Annotated in this window: 13 protein-coding genes; 5 read left to right on the top strand and 8 right to left on the bottom strand. The window is 71.8% G+C overall.

Translation table 11 applies throughout. From position 1 onward, the window contains the following. The 4 genes from K8612_RS08495 to K8612_RS08480 all read right to left on the bottom strand — a co-directional run bounded on the left by K8612_RS08495 (position 1) and on the right by K8612_RS08480 (position 4336). Positions 1-1419: a sensor histidine kinase gene (locus K8612_RS08495; protein ID WP_223761913.1), complete on the bottom strand. Its 1419-nt coding sequence runs from the start codon at positions 1417-1419 to the stop codon at positions 1-3. Positions 1420-1770: 351 nt separating this feature from the next. Beyond that, entirely contained in the window at positions 1771-3414 is a 1644-nt protein-coding gene (locus K8612_RS08490; RefSeq protein ID WP_223761912.1) for a GMC oxidoreductase, read from the bottom strand. A gap of 134 nt (positions 3415-3548) precedes the next feature. Further along, complete coding sequence (locus K8612_RS08485; RefSeq protein ID WP_223738774.1) at positions 3549-4052, bottom strand: hypothetical protein; 504 nt, start codon at positions 4050-4052, stop codon at positions 3549-3551. A gap of 92 nt (positions 4053-4144) precedes the next feature. Further along, entirely contained in the window at positions 4145-4336 is a 192-nt protein-coding gene (locus K8612_RS08480) for a hypothetical protein (RefSeq protein ID WP_223761911.1), read from the bottom strand. Between the two features lie 74 nt (positions 4337-4410). On the opposite strand from K8612_RS08480, the gene K8612_RS08475 reads away from it, so the two are divergent. Further along, positions 4411-6801: a glycoside hydrolase family 31 protein gene (locus K8612_RS08475; RefSeq protein WP_223761910.1), complete on the top strand. Its 2391-nt coding sequence runs from the start codon at positions 4411-4413 to the stop codon at positions 6799-6801. A gap of 1 nt (position 6802) precedes the next feature. On the opposite strand, the gene K8612_RS08470 is transcribed toward K8612_RS08475, so the two are convergent. From K8612_RS08470 to xth, 4 genes are read right to left on the bottom strand one after another with little or no spacing between them, the layout of a single operon-like run. Next, on the bottom strand, positions 6803-7513 hold the full coding sequence (locus K8612_RS08470) for a double-CXXCG motif protein (protein WP_223761909.1): 711 nt from the start codon (positions 7511-7513) through the stop codon (positions 6803-6805). A 15-nt stretch (positions 7514-7528) separates the two neighbouring features. Then, entirely contained in the window at positions 7529-8176 is a 648-nt protein-coding gene (locus K8612_RS08465; RefSeq protein WP_223761908.1) for a TIGR02269 family lipoprotein, read from the bottom strand. An 8-nt stretch (positions 8177-8184) separates the two neighbouring features. After that, positions 8185-9357, bottom strand: a complete 1173-nt coding sequence (locus tag K8612_RS08460; RefSeq protein WP_223761907.1) for a threonine synthase — start codon at positions 9355-9357, stop codon at positions 8185-8187. 14 nt (positions 9358-9371) lie between these two features. Continuing rightward, the gene (gene xth, locus K8612_RS08455; RefSeq protein WP_223761906.1) at positions 9372-10142 is read right to left on the bottom strand and encodes an exodeoxyribonuclease III; all 771 of its coding nucleotides are present in this window, start codon (positions 10140-10142) and stop codon (positions 9372-9374) included. Between the two features lie 131 nt (positions 10143-10273). Between xth and K8612_RS39195 the strand changes: the two genes are divergently transcribed. The 4 genes from K8612_RS39195 to K8612_RS08435 all read left to right on the top strand — a co-directional run bounded on the left by K8612_RS39195 (position 10274) and on the right by K8612_RS08435 (position 16977). Beyond that, positions 10274-11326, top strand: coding sequence for a lipopolysaccharide assembly protein LapB (locus K8612_RS39195; protein WP_223761905.1), 1053 nt, complete (start codon positions 10274-10276; stop codon positions 11324-11326). A 127-nt stretch (positions 11327-11453) separates the two neighbouring features. Further along, positions 11454-14069, top strand: a complete 2616-nt coding sequence (locus K8612_RS08445; RefSeq protein WP_223761904.1) for a penicillin-binding protein 1A — start codon at positions 11454-11456, stop codon at positions 14067-14069. Continuing rightward, positions 14066-15418 (top strand): VCBS repeat-containing protein, encoded by a 1353-nt coding sequence (locus K8612_RS08440; RefSeq protein WP_223761903.1) that lies wholly within the window; start codon positions 14066-14068, stop codon positions 15416-15418. The genes K8612_RS08445 and K8612_RS08440 overlap by 4 nt, the downstream gene beginning before the upstream one ends. A 194-nt stretch (positions 15419-15612) precedes the next feature. After that, positions 15613-16977 carry an ABC transporter substrate-binding protein gene (locus K8612_RS08435; RefSeq protein WP_223761931.1) on the top strand — a complete coding sequence of 455 codons (1365 nt, stop codon included), beginning with the start codon at positions 15613-15615 and terminating at the stop codon, positions 16975-16977. Positions 16978-17070: the final 93 nt, after the last annotated feature.

The following is a 17070-nucleotide window of genomic DNA, read 5'->3' as shown; positions in this document are numbered from 1 at the left end:
TCAGAGAAGAGACGCCTCAGGGAAGAGGACGGTGAAGCGCGAGCCGTGGCCGAAGTCGCTCTCCGCCTGGATGCGCGCGCCATGTCCCTGCACCAGCCGCTTCACGATGGCGAGCCCCAGCCCGGTGCCGCGCAGCTTGGTGGTGAACATGGGCTCGAAGATGCGCTCCAGGAGCGACGCGGGGATGCCCGGCCCGTCGTCCGTCACGCGCAGGCGCCAGCCGCCGTCCCCCAGCGCGTCGGCGTGCACGCAGACCGTCCCGGAGCGCTCCGCCGGGATGGCCTCCACCGCGTTCTGGATGAGGTTGACCAGCACCTGGCGGAACTGCTCGCGGTCCAGGTGCGGCACCGGCAGCCCGTCCGGCACCTGGTTGTCCACGCGCACGCCCTCGCGGCACGGCACCACGCTGATGGCCTCCTCCACCAGCGGCTTGAGCGGACAGGGCGTGCGGCGCGGAGGCCGGCCCTTCGCGTAGTCCAGCAGGTCGGAGATGATGACCGAGCACGCCTGCAGCTCCCGGTCGATGATGTCCAGGAAGCGCGCGATGCGCGGATCCGCGGGCAGGGTCTCCGCCTTGCGCAGCCGGCGCAGGACGAACGCATGCGCGGTGCGCGCGGCCGCCAGCGGGTTGCGCAGCTCGTGGCTGACGCTGGCGGTGAGCTGCCCCAGCGACGCCAGCCGCTCCATCTGCTCCGCGTGGCCGCGGACGGCGTGCACCTCGCGCACGGCGGCGTCCAACTGGCCCGCGCGCAGCGCCAGCTCCTCCTCGATGGTGGCCTCCGCCAGGGCCTGGCGGGCGGCCCGCTCCCCCACTTCGCGCAGCGCGTCCCGGCAGGCCACCACCAGCACCACGTCGATGGCGGCCACCCAGAAGGCGTGCTCCAGGAAGCGCCACCACTCCGGATGAAGCTGGCCGTAGACGGACTCCGGCCACAGCGCGCCGCGCAGGCAGTGGTCCGCGACGATGGCCAGGCTGGCGGTGAAGAGCACCTTCGGGTCGCGGTAGAACGACAGCACCGCCAGCGAGCCGAAGATGTGGAAGTGCGTCTCGATGCGGCCCCCCGTCAGGTGGATGAGCAGCGCGGACCAGAGCATCTGGCTCACCGCCACCACGTGGCGCGTCGCCGTCTGTCCCGCGTGCAGCCGCGTGAGCATCACCGGGAACACGCTCAGCGCCGCGCCCAGCAGCACCGCCGTCTGCACGTGCAGGTGCACCGCGCGCACCTTGCCCTCCCACCCATAGGGAGACACGAACACCGCCACCAGCACCGCCGCCGCCCACTGCCCCAACATCAACCAGGTGAACAGGCCGTCCACCCGCTTGCGCGACTCGCGCAACTGCAACGCCAGCAGCGCCGCCGCCCGGCCCTCCAGGCCAGCGGAGACATGCACCGGAGCATGAATGGAAAAGGCAGACATGAACGGAGTCATCTCTTCACCCGACCGGACTGGTGGCGAAAGCGACTAATCCTGCAAAATAGGAACTACACGGAACTCTTCAGCCCAGCCATGCTGCCTGGGGGCACCTGGAGTGCCCGTGCTTCAACACTGCCGGCTCCCACCCACGCCGACGGTGTGGGACGCCGCCCGGGTGGCGGCATCCCTTTCATTCGCAGCCAACAATGACAAGCAGGCCATCCCCGCGTCCACCGAACACGCGGGAATCAGGACCGCGGTACGAGTCCCGCGCTCACGTCTGATCACTGGCGCCCGCCCAGGAGTCCCAGGGGGGCGCAGGGGGCATCCGCGTACACGGCCCCTGGGGGCGTGTCAGGAGATGGCGGCGTGGGCGCGCGGGGGGGCTTCGAGCGTGGCGTCCTCGTCGCCCCGGGGCAGCTCCCGGGCGGCGGGGATGAAGGTCATGGCGCGCTCGGCGAGCGCGGTGATGGTGAGCGAGGGATTGACGCCCGGGTTGGCGGAGATGGCCGCGCCATCCACCACGTACAGCCCCTCATAGCCATACAAGCGGTGGCGCGCATCGATGGCGCCTGTCTTTGGGGAGTCCCCCATGCACGCGCCGCCCAGGATGTGCGCGGTGGTCGGGATGCCCATGAGCGTTTCGCTGACCATGGTCATGGGGAAGCCGTCCAGCTTGTCGGCCACGCGCTTCGCCAGGTCGAAGGCCTCCGGCATGTTCGCGGTGGGCGCGGGGCCCTCCTGCAGGCCGGTGGTGAGGCCGGAGCGGAAGCCGGTGGTGAGCGCCCGGCCGCGGCGCATGCGCAGGTGGCCCTCCATGGTGCGCATGTACAGGAGGATCATCGTGCGGCGCGCGAAGTCCGGGACGAACCAGGCCTGGAGGAAGCGCAGGGGGCGGCGCGCGAGCAGCCCCACCAGCCGGGCCACGCGCGTCCACGCGGTGGCGCCGGGGACGTGGGGGGCCATGAGCAGGCGGAAGAAGCCGGAGCCCTCCGGGTAGCGCACGGGCTCCAGGTGCGAGTGCTCGTCGGTGTGGAGGATGGACCCGATGGCGATGCCCCGGGACAGGTCGCGGTCCTTCTGCTTCCTGCCGCTGACGATGCCGATGAGCGCCTCGGAGTTGGTGCGCACGCCGTCGCCCACGCGCTCGGAGAGGTTCGGCAGGCCGTTGGGCGCGTCCTTGAGCTTGAGCAGCAGGTCCAGGGTGCCCAGCACGCCGCCCGCGAAGATGACGTGCTTCGCGGTGAAGCGGCGCGTCTTCTTGAAGAGGCCGGTGCCCTGCTTCGCCGTCACCTCGTAGCCACCGCCCTCCGGCAGGGGGCGCACCCACGTCACCTCGGTGTCCGCGTGGAGGGTGAGGCCCTTCTTCTCCGCGAAGTAGAGGTAGTTCTTGTCCAGCGTGTTCTTGGCGTTGTTGCGGCAGCCCAGCATGCAGCCGCCGCACGCGTTGCAGCCGGTGCGATCCGGGCCCTCGCCGCCGAAGTAGGGGTCCTTCACGGTGACGCCGGGCTCGCCGAAGTAGACGGCCACGGTGGTGGGCTGGAAGTCGGTGCGGCCCAGGTCCTGGCCCACTTCCTTGAGCACCTGGTCGGGGAAGGTGTTGAGCGGGTTGACGGTGGCGCCCAGCATCCGGCGCGCGGTCGCGTAGTGCGGCGCGAGCTCCTGCTTCCACGGCGCCAGGTGGCCCCAGGAGGCGGCGTCGAAGAAGTCGTCCCGTGGGATGGGCAGCGTGTTGGCGTAGACGAGCGAGCCGCCGCCCACGCCGACGCCGGACAGCACGGTGACGTGGCGGAAGAAGGTCATCTTGAAGAGGCCCCGCCACCCGAGCTGGGGCATCCACAGCCAGCGCTTCAGGTTCCAGTTGGACTTGGGGAAGTCCTGGCCCTGGAGGCGCCGGCCCTTCTCCAGCATCACCACGCGGTAGCCCTTCTCGACGAGCCGCAACGCGCTGACGCTGCCGCCGAATCCCGAGCCGATGATGAGCCAGTCGCAGTCCATGACGTCCTCCCCGTCTCCCGGAGCGTGAGCGTTCCCCACACCCAGGAGGTCCGCACTCTATGCCACGAGCGCGAGCCGTCCTGGTGGGACCTGTCGCACGCCCCCGGAATGAAGGGAGGACCGGGCGGCGCGGGCTAGCGCTTCGAGGCCTGCTTCCTCGCCCGGCGTGCGGCGGGCGTGTTGGCGACGAACTGGCGTCCCGCCCGGGAGCCCGCGCGCTTGCGCCGCTCCGTGGCCTTCTTCTGCGCCGGGCTCAGGTGGGCCCAGGCCTCCTTCGGAAGATAGCGCGCGGTGGTGCGGCCGTGGCGGGCGCGGGTGCGGCCGTCCTGGGTCTGCCACTTCTCCTTCGTCCAGGAGGACAGGTGGCGCTGCGCGGTGCCGCGGGAGCCCCGGTAGCCGCCGCCGGCCTTCTTGTACTCCGCGGCGAGGAGCTGGGCCTTGCGCGCGCTCCACTGGCCGGCGCGGCCGCCCTTGTCGCTCTTCATGATGCGCTTCTTGAGGCGCTCGCGCAGGGCGGGGTTCGTATAGCGGCTGCTCGCGCTGGCGGACGCGTGGGGCTTTCGCGCGGCGCGCTTCGCGGGCGTGGCGGCGGCGTGCTTGCGCCGGGGAGCGGCGTGGGTCTTGCGCCGGCTGGCCATGAAGGCTCCTTTGCTGGGGACAAAGGTACGGATGGCTCGCGGGGAATGGCCCGCGCCGCTCCGCTGCCTGCTCGGCGCTGGAGACCGGGGCGCTACGCCGGGGTGGCGCCGGGCTCGCGCGGGCGGAACAGCGAGCACGCGCGCACGGGCTGGGGCGCGTACTTCTGGGGCAGGAGCGGGCACATGATGAACGTGGAGGTCCGCGTCTGGACGTAGCGGGGCGGCGCGGCGCAGCGGTGGCAGAGGCTGTCCGGGAACGGCAGCGGATCAGGGGGCGGCGTCATGACAGTGGCCAGCATCGCACGGGCCGGGAAGGAAAGGCGGGTGCGGGCCGCGCGCGCTCCCTAGATTGCGGGCCATGCACGTCGCTGACGCCCACGTCGAATCCCACCGGCTGCGCCTGTCCGGCCGGCACGCCGTCCTGGAGGTGTCGTGTCCGCTGCCCGGGGTGCTGCGGCTGAGGCACGCGCCGGTGTCGTCGGAGACAGGCTTCCTCCATCCCGAGCTGCCCGGCAAGCGGTCCTGGTCCGTCATCGCCGAGGGGGGCCACCCCGTGAAGGTCGAGCGCGACGGCGAGCTCGCGCGGGTGACGGCGGAGGGCGTGTCCCTGGAGGTGGACGTGGAGTCGGGGACGTGGCGCTTCCGGGACGCGCGGGGGCGGGAGCTGGCGCGCTGCGTGGAGGTGTCCGGCGAGGTGCAGGCCGTGTATCCGATGAGCCGGCACCGCACGCGGCTGAAGCTGCGGGCACCCGAGGGCGAGCGCTACCTGGGGTTCGGAGAGAAGGTGGGGCCGCTGGACAAGCGCGGCATGCACTTCACGTTCTGGAACACGGACGTGGTGCCGCACCACCCGGACACGGATCCGCTCTACCAGTCCATCCCGTTCTTCGTGGGCCTGCGCGACGGCGTGGCGTGGGGGTTCTTCCTGGACGAGTCCTGGCGCTCGGAGGTGGACGTGGCGCTCGCGGACGCGTCGCGGGTGGCGTGGGAGTCGTGGGGGCCGGAGCTGGACTGCTACCTCTTCGCGGGGCCCCTGCCCGCGGACGTGGTGCGCGGGTACGCGGCGCTGACGGGGCGGCCTCCCCTGCCCCCGCTGTGGAGCCTGGGCGCGCAGCAGAGCCGCTGGGGCTATGAGAACGCGCAGGACATCCGGGGCGTCATCCAGGGCTACCGGCAGCGGGACCTGCCGCTGGACTGCGTGTATCTCGATATCGATTACATGGATGGGTACAAGGTCTGGACCTGGGACCGGGCGCGCTACCCGGACCCGGCCGGCCTGGTGCGCGAGGCGGCGGCGCAGGGCGTGCGGCTGGTGCCCATCATCGACCCGGCCTTGAAGCTGGAGCCGGGCTGGAGCGTGTACGAGGAAGCGAAGGCGCGCGACCACCTGGTGCGCTACGACCGGGGCGACGTGCTGGTGGGCGAGGTGTGGCCCAAGCCCGCGGTGTTCCCGGACCTGACGCGGCCGGAGGTGCAGCGCTGGTGGGGCGGCCTGCATCGCGACTTCGTGGCGCTGGGCATGGCGGGGTTCTGGAATGACATGAACGAGCCGTCGTGCTTCGGCGTGCAGCCGGACGTGGGCATCCTCACGCTGACGAGCGAGCGCGCGGAAGGCATCGGCACGGTGGAGGGCAAGACGCTGCCGTACGACGCGCGCCACGGGGAGAAGCGGCACCTGGAGGTGCACAACGTCTACGCGTTGGGCATGGCGAAGGGCGCGTTCGAGGGCCTGCGCGAGCTGCGACCGGAGGCCCGGCCCTTCCTGCTGACGCGTGCGGGGTTCGCGGGCATCCAGCGTTACTCGGCGGTGTGGACGGGGGACAACTCCAGCCACTGGACGCAGTTGGAAACATCGCTGCCCATGTTGATGGGCCTGGGCCTGGCGGCGGTGGCACACACGGGGGTGGACATCCCGGGCTTCATCGGCCGGGCGAACGGCGAGCTGCTGGTGCGCTGGATGCAGACGGGCACCTTCTACCCGTTGATGCGCAACCACGCGGGCAAGGGAACGTCGCCGCAGGAGCCGTGGCGATTCGGAGAGCCGTACCTGACACTGGCGAGAGCGGCGTTGGAGCGGCGGTACCGGCTGCTGCCCACGCTGTACACGCTGATGCACGAGGCGTCGGAGACGGGGCTCGCGCCGCTGCGGCCGCTGTTGATGGAGGCGCCCGGGGACGCGGAGGCAGCCGGCGCGTTTGATCAGTTCCTGTTCGGAAGGGACCTGCTGGTGGCGCCGGTGGTGCGGCCCGGCCAGACGAAGCGGCTGGCGTACCTGCCGGCGGGGGCATGGTTGGAGTGGCCGGGGTTGGAGCGGACGGGAGAGGTGCGCGAGGGAGGCCGGCACGTCATCGCGGACGGGCCGCTGGACACGGTGCCGGTGTGGCTGCGCGCGGGAGGCGCGGTGGCGCTGACACGGCCCGCGATGCACACCACGGACGCGAACTGGAAGCACCTGGAGTGGCACGTGCACGCGGCGCCGGAGATATATGGCCGGCTCTACGAGGACGCGGGAGACGGCTACGGCGAGTCACGGCTCACGGAGCTGCGCGGCGGAGTGACCGCGGGGGCGCTGCGACTGGAGCGGAGCGAGCTGGGGACACTCGCTCGGGCGCGGGTGGAGGAGACGATCCGGGTGTATGGGTTGACGTCCGTGCGGCACGTGACGGGTGCCCGGGCACACCGTTTCGAGGACGGCGTGCTGGAGCTCCAGGTCGCCGCGGATTGGACGCGGCTGAACGTGGCGCCGTAGGTCAGAGGACGGGGAGCTCCTTGAACACGACGCCTTCGAATCCAAGGCGGTTCACGGCGTCCACGAAGCGCTCCGTGGCGATGATGACGGTGGTGAAGTCAGTCAAGCGGAACAGGTCCAGGTCCGTTGGCAGCGTTCGCCCGTTCAGGATGGGCGTCTCTGGAAGGGGGTTGCCCTGACGTCCGCACCGTTCGCAGGGGCGGTCCCGCCCACCAGGGAAGCAACTGTCGTGGAGACGGCCCCGGCAATGGATCTCAACCAACCGCAGATCCACCTCGGTCTTGCTCCGGAATCGCAGGTCCATCTTGCTGACGCGAAGAGCGATGCCCGCCTCGCGCAGTTGGTCCACGGTCTCGCGCCGCATCACCAGGGTCCAAGGGTCTGGTAGATCGAGCGCACTCCACTTACCGGAGGCCTTGCCGATGAGAGGCCCGAACTCGGCACCAGGCAGCAGTGGAGCTTCGAAGGGAACCTGGAGCCGGACCAGCTCACGCAGTCGCTCGTACTCCTCGAGCGGAACCTGCCGTGCCTCATCGAGTTCTCCACGGTGGGACCAGCCCGACAGATCCACGGAGGGATAGGCCTCTCCCAATCCACCGGGGCTTGACCCACACACGGGACACAAGCCTCCCGGCAGTCCCCATCGGTGCGTGCCATTGATGAATCCGGTGAAGCGCGGCCCTTCAGCGGCCCTCAGCCAGAAGAACTTCACGAGGTCCCCCGATTATCACTGCATGAAGTAGTACGGGACGATGGGGCCCATGAGGTTGAAGTCGACAATCATTCGGGCCAATTGGTTCTGGATCTGTTGCGGCGTCGCGAACGGATGTTGCTCCGCGAATGTCCTCCAGGTCTTGTTCCAAGGCCCGCCTCGTCCTCCCGGCCCATGGATTCGCACATGCTCCGCGCGGGGAATGACCATCGTGAAGTCATGCACGTTGATGCCGCCCCGCAGCTTGAAGAACTCTGCGAGACGTCCCTCTTGGGGGTAGAGGTGGTGCTTCACCCATCCCGAGCCGGAGGGCTTCCTGCCATCGGGAGGCGGAGAAGGGGCGGGATGGTTGTACCAGCGGATGATGAAGATGGCTTCACGGTCACCCGGGAGGGACTGGGCGCTGCCCCAGTTGCGCCGGGGACCTGAACCGGGTGCCGCTGACGACACGGGAGGCCGGATGCCTCCCCGTGCCAGCAACACACCGGTGTCCTCGCAGTGATAGAGCCCGCAGAGATCATCCGCACAGACCAGCGCCACGCACCGGTCGTGCCCTTCGCAGGCGTCGTCCTCCGCCGCGCTCCAGTCCTCCATCGCGGGCAAGGGCGCGGATGCGCACCCTGCCAGCAACACGCACAAACCCACCGCGAGGAGCCTCGTCATCCTGCGGCTCACCACAGTGGCGCCATGTTCTCCACGTACTTGAAGCCCGTGCCCGTGTTGAACACGACCACCGTCTCCTCCGGCTTCACGTCCCCGGCGGCCTGGAGCTTCTTGAGCGCCGCCACGCACGCGCCGCCCTCCGGCGCCATGAACAGGCCTTCCGCCGCGGCGGCGTCCTTCGTGCCCTGGACGATCTCCGCCTCTGTCACCGACACCGCCGTGCCGTGGCTGTCCTTCACCGCGCGCAGGATGAGGAAGTCCCCCAGTGCCTTGGGCACCCGCAGGCCGTGCGCGTGCGTCGTCGCGCCCTGCCACATGGGCGCGTCCGGCTTGCCTTCCGCGTGCGCCTTCACGATGGGCGCGCAGCCCTCCGCCTGCACCGCCACCATCCGGGGCCGCTTCGAATCAATCAGCCCCATCGCCTCCATCTCCTCGAAGGCCTTCCACATCCCGATGAGCCCCGTGCCCCCACCCGTCGGGTACAGGATGACGTCCGGCAGCGTCCACCCGAGCTGCTCCGCCAGCTCGTAGCCCATCGTCTTCTTGCCCTCGACCCGGTAGGGCTCCTTCAGCGTGGCGCACTCGTACCAGCCATGCTCCTTCGCCAGCCCCGCGCACACCCGGCCCGCGTCGGAGATGAGCCCGTCCACCGTCTCCACGTGCGCGCCGTACGCCCGCGTCTCCATCAGGAACAGCGACGCGATGTCCTTCGGCACGAAGACGTGCGCCTCCATCCCGCCTCGCGCCGCGTACGCCGCCAGCGCGCTGCCCGCGTTCCCTGCGGAGGGCAGGCACACCGCCTTCGCGCCCAGCACTTTCGCCATGGACACCGCGGCGGACAGGCCTCGCGCCTTGAAGGAGCCCGTCGGATTGCCGCTCTCGTCCTTCACCCACACCCGCTGCAAGCCCAGCCATGAACCCAGCCGGGGCGCGGGCAGCAGCGGCGTGAAGCCCTCTCCCAACGTCAGGCGCTGTGCCGGCGCATCCACCGGCAGCACCTCGTGGTAGCGCCACATGGAGCGCTCACGTCCGGGCAGCGCTTCCTTGCGCAACGTCTTCGCCGCGCGCTCCAGGTCGTAGCGCGCGAACAGCGGCGCCTGACACGCCGTGCACAGGTTCCACACCTTGCCCGGCGCATACGTCTGGTCGCACTTCGTGCATTCAAGTCGGAGGACGGACATGCCTCCGACTCTACTCAGTCCTTCAACTCCAGCCACACCGGCGCGTGGTCCGACGGCTGCTGTCCCTTGCGCTCCTCGCGGTCCACGTCACACGCCGTGAGCCTTGGCACCAGCGGCGCCGTGAGGAACAGGTGGTCGATCCGCACGCCCTTGTTCTTGGGGAACATCAGCATCCGGTAGTCCCACCAGGAGAACTTCTGCACGTCCGGGTGCAGCCTGCGGAACGCGTCCGTCAACCCAAAGGCACACACCTGCTGGAGCGCGTCGCGCTCGCGCAACGTGAAGAGCGTCTGCCCCTCCCACTGCGCCACGTCGTACACGTCGATGGGGTCCGGCGCGATGTTCCAGTCCCCGCCCATCACCACCAGGTCGTCCGGCTTGTGGCGCGTGTCCAGGTAGTTCCGCAGCCGCCGGTACCACTCCAGCTTGTACACGTACGCCGGCGAGTCCACCTGCTGCCCGTTGGGCGCGTACGCGCTCACCACCCGGATGCCATTCACCGTCGCGGAGATGAAGCGCGCGTGCGTGTCATCCACCCCGTCCGACAGGCCCCGGATGACGTCCGTGGGCTCCGTCTTCGCCAGGATGGCCACGCCGTTGTACGTCTTCTGCCCGTGCACCGCGGCGAAGTAGCCCGCCTCCTTCACCGCGTCGAAGGGGAAGTCCGCGTCGGTGCACTTGAGCTCCTGCAGGCACAGCACGTCTGGCTGGGCGCTCTTCAGCCAGTTGACCAACCGCTGCTGCCGGGCCCTCACCGAGTTCACGTTCCAGGTCGCGATTCGCATGCGGCGCGGACCGTCGCACGCGGCCCACGCCCCTGCCACGCTTTTCCCCTCGCGCCTGTGGCCCCAGGGACACACCCGCCGTCCCCCAGAGGGAAAACCCGTTGGCACACCGGTCGCAGTAGGGGAGGGCCATGAACCCGAAGACGCGCACCCGGTCCCGTCGCCCCGCCTCCTTCCGGCGCTTCACCGTGCCGCCCGCGCTTCGCAAGGCCCTCATCCCCGCCGCGCTCGCCGCCCTGGGGCTCGCCGCCTGGGAGGACGTCCCCCTGCCCCGCCTGCTCAAGCCCTGGCTCTCCCACGCCCTGGAGGCCCGCGCGGGACAGGCCCCTGTCGCCGCCGCGCCCACCCTGCCCCTGGAGGCCACCGGCGACGAGCCCCCGCTGATGGCCGCCCCGCGCCCCGTGGACGAGGCCGCCCCGGCGGAGGCTCCCGTCCCCGGCGACGCCCTGGCGCTGCCGCACACGCACGCCCGCCGGGTGGACCACGTGGCCCGCGCCCAGGGCCTGCGCGAGCTGGGGGACGTGTCCGGCGCCGTGACGGAGCTGCGCCGCGCGCTGCACGACGACCCGGGCGCCACGGACGCCCTGGCGCAGCTCGCGCGCACGGCCCGGCTGGCCGGGGACACGCCGCTCGCCATCGACGCGTACGCCCGGCTGGGCCAGGCGGAGCCCCATGACGCGGGGGCGCTGGTGCAGCAGGCGCGGCTGCTGGTGTCGGAGGGCCGCTTCCCGGACGCCGTCCGCGTGGGCGAGGAGGCGCTGCTGCGCGACCCGGAAGACCCGGAGGTGTACCAGGTGCTCGGCCGCGCGCACCTGGGCGCCCATGAGCTCACCTCCGCCATCCTGCGCTTCCAGCAGGCGGTGCACCTGGACCCCGAGCACGGCCACGCGCTCAACAACCTGGGCTTCGCCTACCTGCGCGCCAACGACAACGCGCGCGCCGTGGAGGTCCTCACCCAGGCCGCCAGCCTCCTGCCGAACGTGGCCTACGTGCAGAACAACCTGGGCGTCGCCTGCGAGCGCCTGGGCCGGCTGGAGGAGGCCCGGTCCGCCTACGCCGCCGCCACCCGGCTGTCGCCTCGCTACGTGCAGGCTCGCGTCAACGCGGAGCGGGTGGGCCGCGTGGCCCGGGCCGCCCCGGCGGGTCCTGTCACGCCGGAGCCGCTCCCGCCCGCCGCGCCGTAGGGCGGGCAGCCAGGAAACAGCCCCGTTTCCGGGGGGATGGCCCGGACGGGTTCACCCCGCCCGCCCCCCGGTCTAACCTCCAGTCCTTCATCCAGCCTTCACGAGCGTCATGACTCCGGCCCGACCGATGCCTCCTCCTCCCGAGCCCCTCCCCCCGGCCCTGACCGGAGCCCCGCCGCCCCGGAAGGGCGGCTTCGGCGCCGCGCTGTGGCGCTGGACGAAGCGGCTCCTGGTGCTGGGCGCCGTCGGGCTGGTGCTCCTCATCGGCGTGTGCGTGGGCACGTACGTCTACTTCAGCCGCGACCTGCCCTCCGTGGAGTCGCTGCGCAACTACCAGCCGCCGCAGGTGACGAAGGTGACGTGCGCGGACGGCTCGCTCTGCGCGGAGTACGCGCTGGAGCGCCGCACGCTCGTGCGCATGGAGGACCTGCCCCCGCACGTGCGCAACGCGTTCCTCGCCGCCGAGGACGCGGACTTCTACAAGCACGAGGGCCTGGACCCCTTCGGCATCCTGCGCGCGGGCGTGAAGAACCTCATCCCCGGCAGCCGCAAGTCCGGCGCGTCCACGCTCACGCAGCAGGTGGTGAAGAACATGCTGCTCACGCCCGAGCGCAGCCTGGGCCGGAAGATCCGCGAGTGGATCCTCACCCCTCGCCTGGAGCAGGCGCTCACGAAGGATCAGATCCTCAGCCTCTACATCAACGGCGTGTACTTCGGGCAGCGCCGCTACGGCCTGGAGGAGGCCGCGCTCTTCTACTTCGGCAAGCACGCGAAGGACCTGTCCGTGGGCGAGGCCGCCGTGCTCGCGGGCACCGTGCAGTCTCCGCACCGCATCAACCCCGTGGCGAACATCACCCGCGCCAAGGCGCGCCAGCGCTACGTGCTGGAGCAGATGGCGGGACAGGGCTTCGTGCCGCGCGCGGTGGTGGAGGCGGAGAAGGAGAAGCCCATCGTGCTCGCGCCGCGCAAGCCGGTCAGCGCGGGCGCGTACTACGCGGAGGAGATCCGCCGCACGCTGATTGAACGCTACGGCGAGAAGATGGTGATGGAGGGCGGCCTGCGCGTGGACATCGCGCTCGTGCCCAAGCTCCAGGCCACCGCCGAGCAGGCCGTGCGCGACGGCCTGGAGGCCCTGGACCGCCGCCAGGGCTACCGGGGCGCGCAGGGCAGGCTGGAAGAGGCGCAGTGGAAGCGCTACCGCGAGCTCATCGTCCAGCGCATCGAGGAGGCCGGCCGCCGCCAGAAGGACCAGGGGTATGTCGCGGACCTGGCGCCGCTCGCGCAGCCGCTCGCCGCCCCGGCTCCGGCGAAGACGCCCACCGCGCCGGAGGTGGAGGGCGCCGAGGAGCAGCAGCCCGCCGCGCTGGCCGCGGACACGGACTCCGAGGAGGAGGAGGCCCGGTCACCGGAGCGCGAGCGCGTGGGACAGGTCCTCCTCAAGCCCATGGAGGAGGGCCTGCGCCTCACCGGCTACGTCACGGAGGTGGACACGAAGCGCAACGTGGCGCGCGTGGACCTGGTGGGCCGCACTGCGGAGGTGTCCTTCGACTCCGTCACCTGGGCGCGGCAGAAGAAGAAGAGCGCCCCCAAGAACATCTCGGACGTGTTCACGCCCGGGGAGCTGGTGTTCGTGCGCGTGCTCAAGGCCCCTCCGGCGCCGGCCTTCGTGGAGGCCACGTTGGATCAGGTGCCCCTGGTGCAGGGCGGGCTCGTGGTCATCAACCCGGCCAACCGCAACGTGGTGGCCATGGTGGGCGGCTACGACGCGGAGCGCTCGTCGTTCAACCGCGCCACGCAGGCGAAGCGGCAGCCGGGCTCGTCGTTCAAGCCCTTCATCTACGGCGCGGCCCTGGCCAGCGGACGCTTCACGCCGCTCTCCATGGTGAACGACGCGCCGGAGTCCATCCGCGACCCGTACACGGGCAAGACGTGGCGGCCCAAGAACTTCGACGGTCGCTTCGAGGGCCCCATGACGCTGCGCACGGCGCTGAGCAAGTCGAAGAACACGGTGTCCGTGCGGCTCATCGAGTCGATTACGCCCGCGACCGCCATCGACTTCGCGCGCCGGGCGGGCATCCGCTCCACCATGCCGGAGAACCTCACGCTGGCTTTGGGCACCGGCGAGGTGACGATGCTGGAGGCCGTCAACGCGTACGCCACGCTCCAGGCCAACGGCCGCTACGCGGAGCCGCTGACGCTGTTGCGCGTGCGCGACGCGAAGGGCACGGTGCTGGAGGAGCACCAGCCGGCCTTCGAGGAGACGCTGCCCCCGGCGGTGGCGTACCTCACGACGTCGCTGATGCGCAGCGTGGTGGAGGACGGAAGCGCGCGCGCGGTGCGGGAGCTGAACCGCCCCGCCGCGGGCAAGACGGGCACCACCAACGAGTCCAAGGACACGTGGTTCAACGGCTACACGATGGACTGGGTGGCCAGCGCGTGGGTGGGCTTCGATGACAACACGCCCCTGGGCAGCAGCGAGACGGGTGGCCGGGCGGCGCTGCCCATCTGGCTCAACTTCATGCGGGTGGCGGAGGAGGGCCTGCCCGCGCGCGACTTCGAGGTGCCTCCGGGCGTCACCCAGGTGCGCATCGACCCCGTCAGCGGGCTGCTCGCGGGCAACGCCGTCCCGGGCCGGATGGAGCCCTACCTGGAGGGCACCCAGCCCACCGCCGAGGCCCCGCCGCCCGGACAGGTGACGCCGGACAACTACTTCCTGGAGGAAGGTGGCAAAAGGGGGCTGTGAGTCGCTCGCTCCTGTCGCTGGTCCTCGCGCTCGCGTTCGCCCTGCCCGCCTTCGCGGAGTCGGACGAACGCGAGCCTCCTGCCTCCGCCCGGCTGGCCCTGGCCGTGGCCGACGCCATCCGCGGCGCGCCCGCGGAGGCGCCCGTGGCCCTCTGCCTGTCCGGAAGCTCGCCGGAGCTGCGCCGGGCCTTCGGCACGCTGCTCGCCGCGCGGCTCTCCGCGATGAACCTGGGGCCGGTGGTGCTGGACGTCCCGCCCGAGCGCGCCGAGGCCGCCGCCCGCGAACAGGGAGCCCGCTCGCTGGCGCGGCTCACGCTGGACGTGGAGGGCGGCGAGCTGGTGGCGCGCGGGGACGTGCTGGGCACGTGGGTGAACTTCTGGTCCGGCCGCACGCCCACGCGTCCGCCGAAGCCCGCCGCCGCCGTGGCCGAGGGCGTGGAGGCCGACGCCGCGGTGCTGGCGCTGGCGGCGGTGGGGACGCCGTCGTCGGGGGTGACGGGCCCGGGGCCGCAGCCTCGGAGGCCGGTGCGCCTGCTGGGCGCGGTGTTCGCGAGGCTGGAGACACCGCTGGCCGCGCTGGCGGCCGGGGACCTGGATGGCGATGGCCGCGACGAGGTGGCCGCGCTCACCGAGCACGAGGTGGTGGTGTTCGGCGCGGACGGGCGGGTGCTCGCGCGGCGGGAGCTGGAAGGGGCGGCGGCCTCGGCGACGACGCGCGAGCCCTTCGGCGCGCTGGCGGTGCTGACGGGGCCGCCGAGGCTCGCGGCCTGGAGCACGCGGTACGCGCGCGGCGAGGTGCTGGTGCTGGACAAGGCGAAGGGGACGCTGCGCCCGTCGGGGACGCTGGACGCCGCGCCGCTGGGGACGGCGGAGCGCGGAGCGTTCGTGCCAGGGCAGACGGTGTTCGCGCCCGAGGTCCGGCTGGCGGACGGGCGGAGCCTCACGGTGCCCGCGCCCTTCGGCACGGCGAGCTTCGCGGGGCCGCGCATGCTGTTCGTGCACGCGGACAGCACGGCGTCGCTCTACGCACGTCCCACGTCCGCGCCGCTGAAGGTGTCCGGGCTGGGCGCGGGCAGCGCGCTGGGAGACCTGGACGGAGACGGGGCGCCGGAGCTGCTCACCACGTCACCGCAGCTCCAGCCGTCGCCGGACGTGCTGCGGGTGCTGTCGTTGAGCTCCGACGCGCCGATGGCGCACGAGCCCCTGTGGCAGGGGGCGCTCCCGCCGGGCCGGGCGCTGTACGTGGTGACGGCGGACCTGGATGGCGACAAGCGCCGTGAAGTCATCGTGGGTTCGTGGAAGCCGGACGGCACGAGCGAGCTGTTCCTCCTGCGCCAGGGTGCACCGTGATGAAGGCTCGAACGACACGCGCCCTCGCGCGCCAGCGACACGAGCGAGTGGGTCCTCCCGCGCCAGAATGCACCGTGATGAAGGCTCATGAGCGCGGCGAAGTCCCGGTGATGGCGTCGCGCTCCAGCGGGGCGCCGCGCCAGTCGGTGCGCCGTGCAGCAGTGGCGGCACCGCGGTATGGACGGCAGGGCATCGTGAGGATCCGCACCGCCCTCGCGGGCCTCGTGCTGATGGCTTCCACTCCGGCGCTGGCGGCCAGCCGTCCGCGCTACGGGGGCGAGCTGCGGGTGGCGCATGCGGGGCCACCTGAAATCGGAGAGCCCGCGCTCGCGGACACGCCGATGGAGGCCGCGCTGCTGGGGCTGTTGACGCGGCCGGTGTGCCGCGTGGACTCCGGCGGGCAGGTGCACCCGACGCTGGCGCGAGAGCTGTCGCGCCCCGTGCCGCAGGCCCTGCGCGTGACGATGCCCTCCGCGGCCAGCGCGGCCGCCGTGGCCCGTGCGTGGACGCGGCTGTCCGCCACGGAGTCGCCGTCTCCGTATCGCGCGCTCCTGTATCCCCTGCGCGGTGAAGGCCGTCAGGTGACGTCCACGGGCGCAACGCTGGACCTGGCGCTGGCGTTTCCATGGCCCGACCTGGAGCGCGCGCTGTGCCACCCGGCCCTCGCGACGCCGCCGTCGCCCGCGTCGGGGCCGTTCAGCGCCGAGGGCCGGGGCGTGCTGGGGGCCCAGGCCGCGTGGCCCGAAGGTCGTCCGTACGTGGACCGGCTGGCGCTCACCGCCACGGATGAGCGGGGCCTCGCGCGGCTGTGGTCCGCGCGGCAGGTGCAGGTGGTGCTAGGCACCCCGCCCGACGACAACACGCTCACGGGCGCCGGGCTGTACGCGACCTATCTGGCGTATTCCCCCCGGAAGGTGCCCGCGGACTTCCGGCAGGCGGTGGAGAGCGCCATCGACCGCGAGGACCTCACGCGCCTGTTCGTGAGGGGCCCGGCGGTGCCCATGGCGAACCTGCTGCCGCCCGCGCTGATGCCCCAGGGGCCCAGGCCCCGGCCCACGGCCCCTGCGGGAGCGACCCGCAAGGTGACGCTCGCCTATGACGCCGCGCTGGCGGATCAACGCGCCGTGGCCGAACGCATCCAGGTGAAGCTGCACGACCAGGGCTACACCGTCGCGCTGGAGCCGCAGTCGCGCGCCGCGCTGCGAAGCCGTCAGGCGAAGGGCGACTTCGAGCTGATGCTGAGCGCGTTCCTGCTGCCGCCCGTTCCCGGTCCCGCGCTGGCGGTGGTGCTGGAAGCCGGAGGACGCCGAGACCTGCTCGGCGTGGAGCTGCCGCCCATCGGGGCCCTGACGGACGCAGGGGCCCGGGATGCGCGAAGCCGCGAACGGGCCCTGGCGCTCGCGCCCTCCGTGCCCCTCATCCCGCTGTACGCGCAAGGGCTCGCCCTGCGCGCGGCACCGGAGGTAACCGGGCTGGTGCTGGATGCCCAGGGCCTGCCCGTGCTCGAAGGCGCCTGGCTCGCCCCCGTCGAGGCCACTGGCGGCGGAGGCCGGCCATGAGCCCCGAAGGTGTGGCTGCGCATGCGGCGCCCAGGCACTGGCATCGCGTGGACTTCGGGCGACAAAGGCCAGCCATGGCCCCCGAGGGTGTCA

The organism is Corallococcus sp. AS-1-6 (assembly GCF_020037015.1).
Lineage (GTDB): Bacteria > Myxococcota > Myxococcia > Myxococcales > Myxococcaceae > Corallococcus.
Note: the sequence above shows the minus strand (reverse complement) of the source record. Positions and strands in the feature narration are given on the sequence as shown.

Excerpts from the sequence above, each read along its gene's own strand:
- K8612_RS39195 (WP_223761905.1), top strand. The coding sequence starts at position 10,274 with ATGAACCCGAAGACGCGCACCCGGTCCCGTCGCCCCGCCTCCTTCCGG.
- K8612_RS08485 (WP_223738774.1), bottom strand. The coding sequence starts at position 4,052 with ATGGCCAGCCGGCGCAAGACCCACGCCGCTCCCCGGCGCAAGCACGCC.
- xth (WP_223761906.1), bottom strand. The coding sequence starts at position 10,142 with ATGCGAATCGCGACCTGGAACGTGAACTCGGTGAGGGCCCGGCAGCAG.
- K8612_RS08495 (WP_223761913.1), bottom strand. The coding sequence starts at position 1,419 with ATGTCTGCCTTTTCCATTCATGCTCCGGTGCATGTCTCCGCTGGCCTG.
- K8612_RS08460 (WP_223761907.1), bottom strand. The coding sequence starts at position 9,357 with ATGTCCGTCCTCCGACTTGAATGCACGAAGTGCGACCAGACGTATGCG.
- K8612_RS08445 (WP_223761904.1), top strand. The coding sequence starts at position 11,454 with ATGCCTCCTCCTCCCGAGCCCCTCCCCCCGGCCCTGACCGGAGCCCCG.
- K8612_RS08490 (WP_223761912.1), bottom strand. The coding sequence starts at position 3,414 with ATGGACTGCGACTGGCTCATCATCGGCTCGGGATTCGGCGGCAGCGTC.
- K8612_RS08475 (WP_223761910.1), top strand. The coding sequence starts at position 4,411 with ATGCACGTCGCTGACGCCCACGTCGAATCCCACCGGCTGCGCCTGTCC.
- K8612_RS08465 (WP_223761908.1), bottom strand. The coding sequence starts at position 8,176 with ATGACGAGGCTCCTCGCGGTGGGTTTGTGCGTGTTGCTGGCAGGGTGC.
- K8612_RS08480 (WP_223761911.1), bottom strand. The coding sequence starts at position 4,336 with ATGACGCCGCCCCCTGATCCGCTGCCGTTCCCGGACAGCCTCTGCCAC.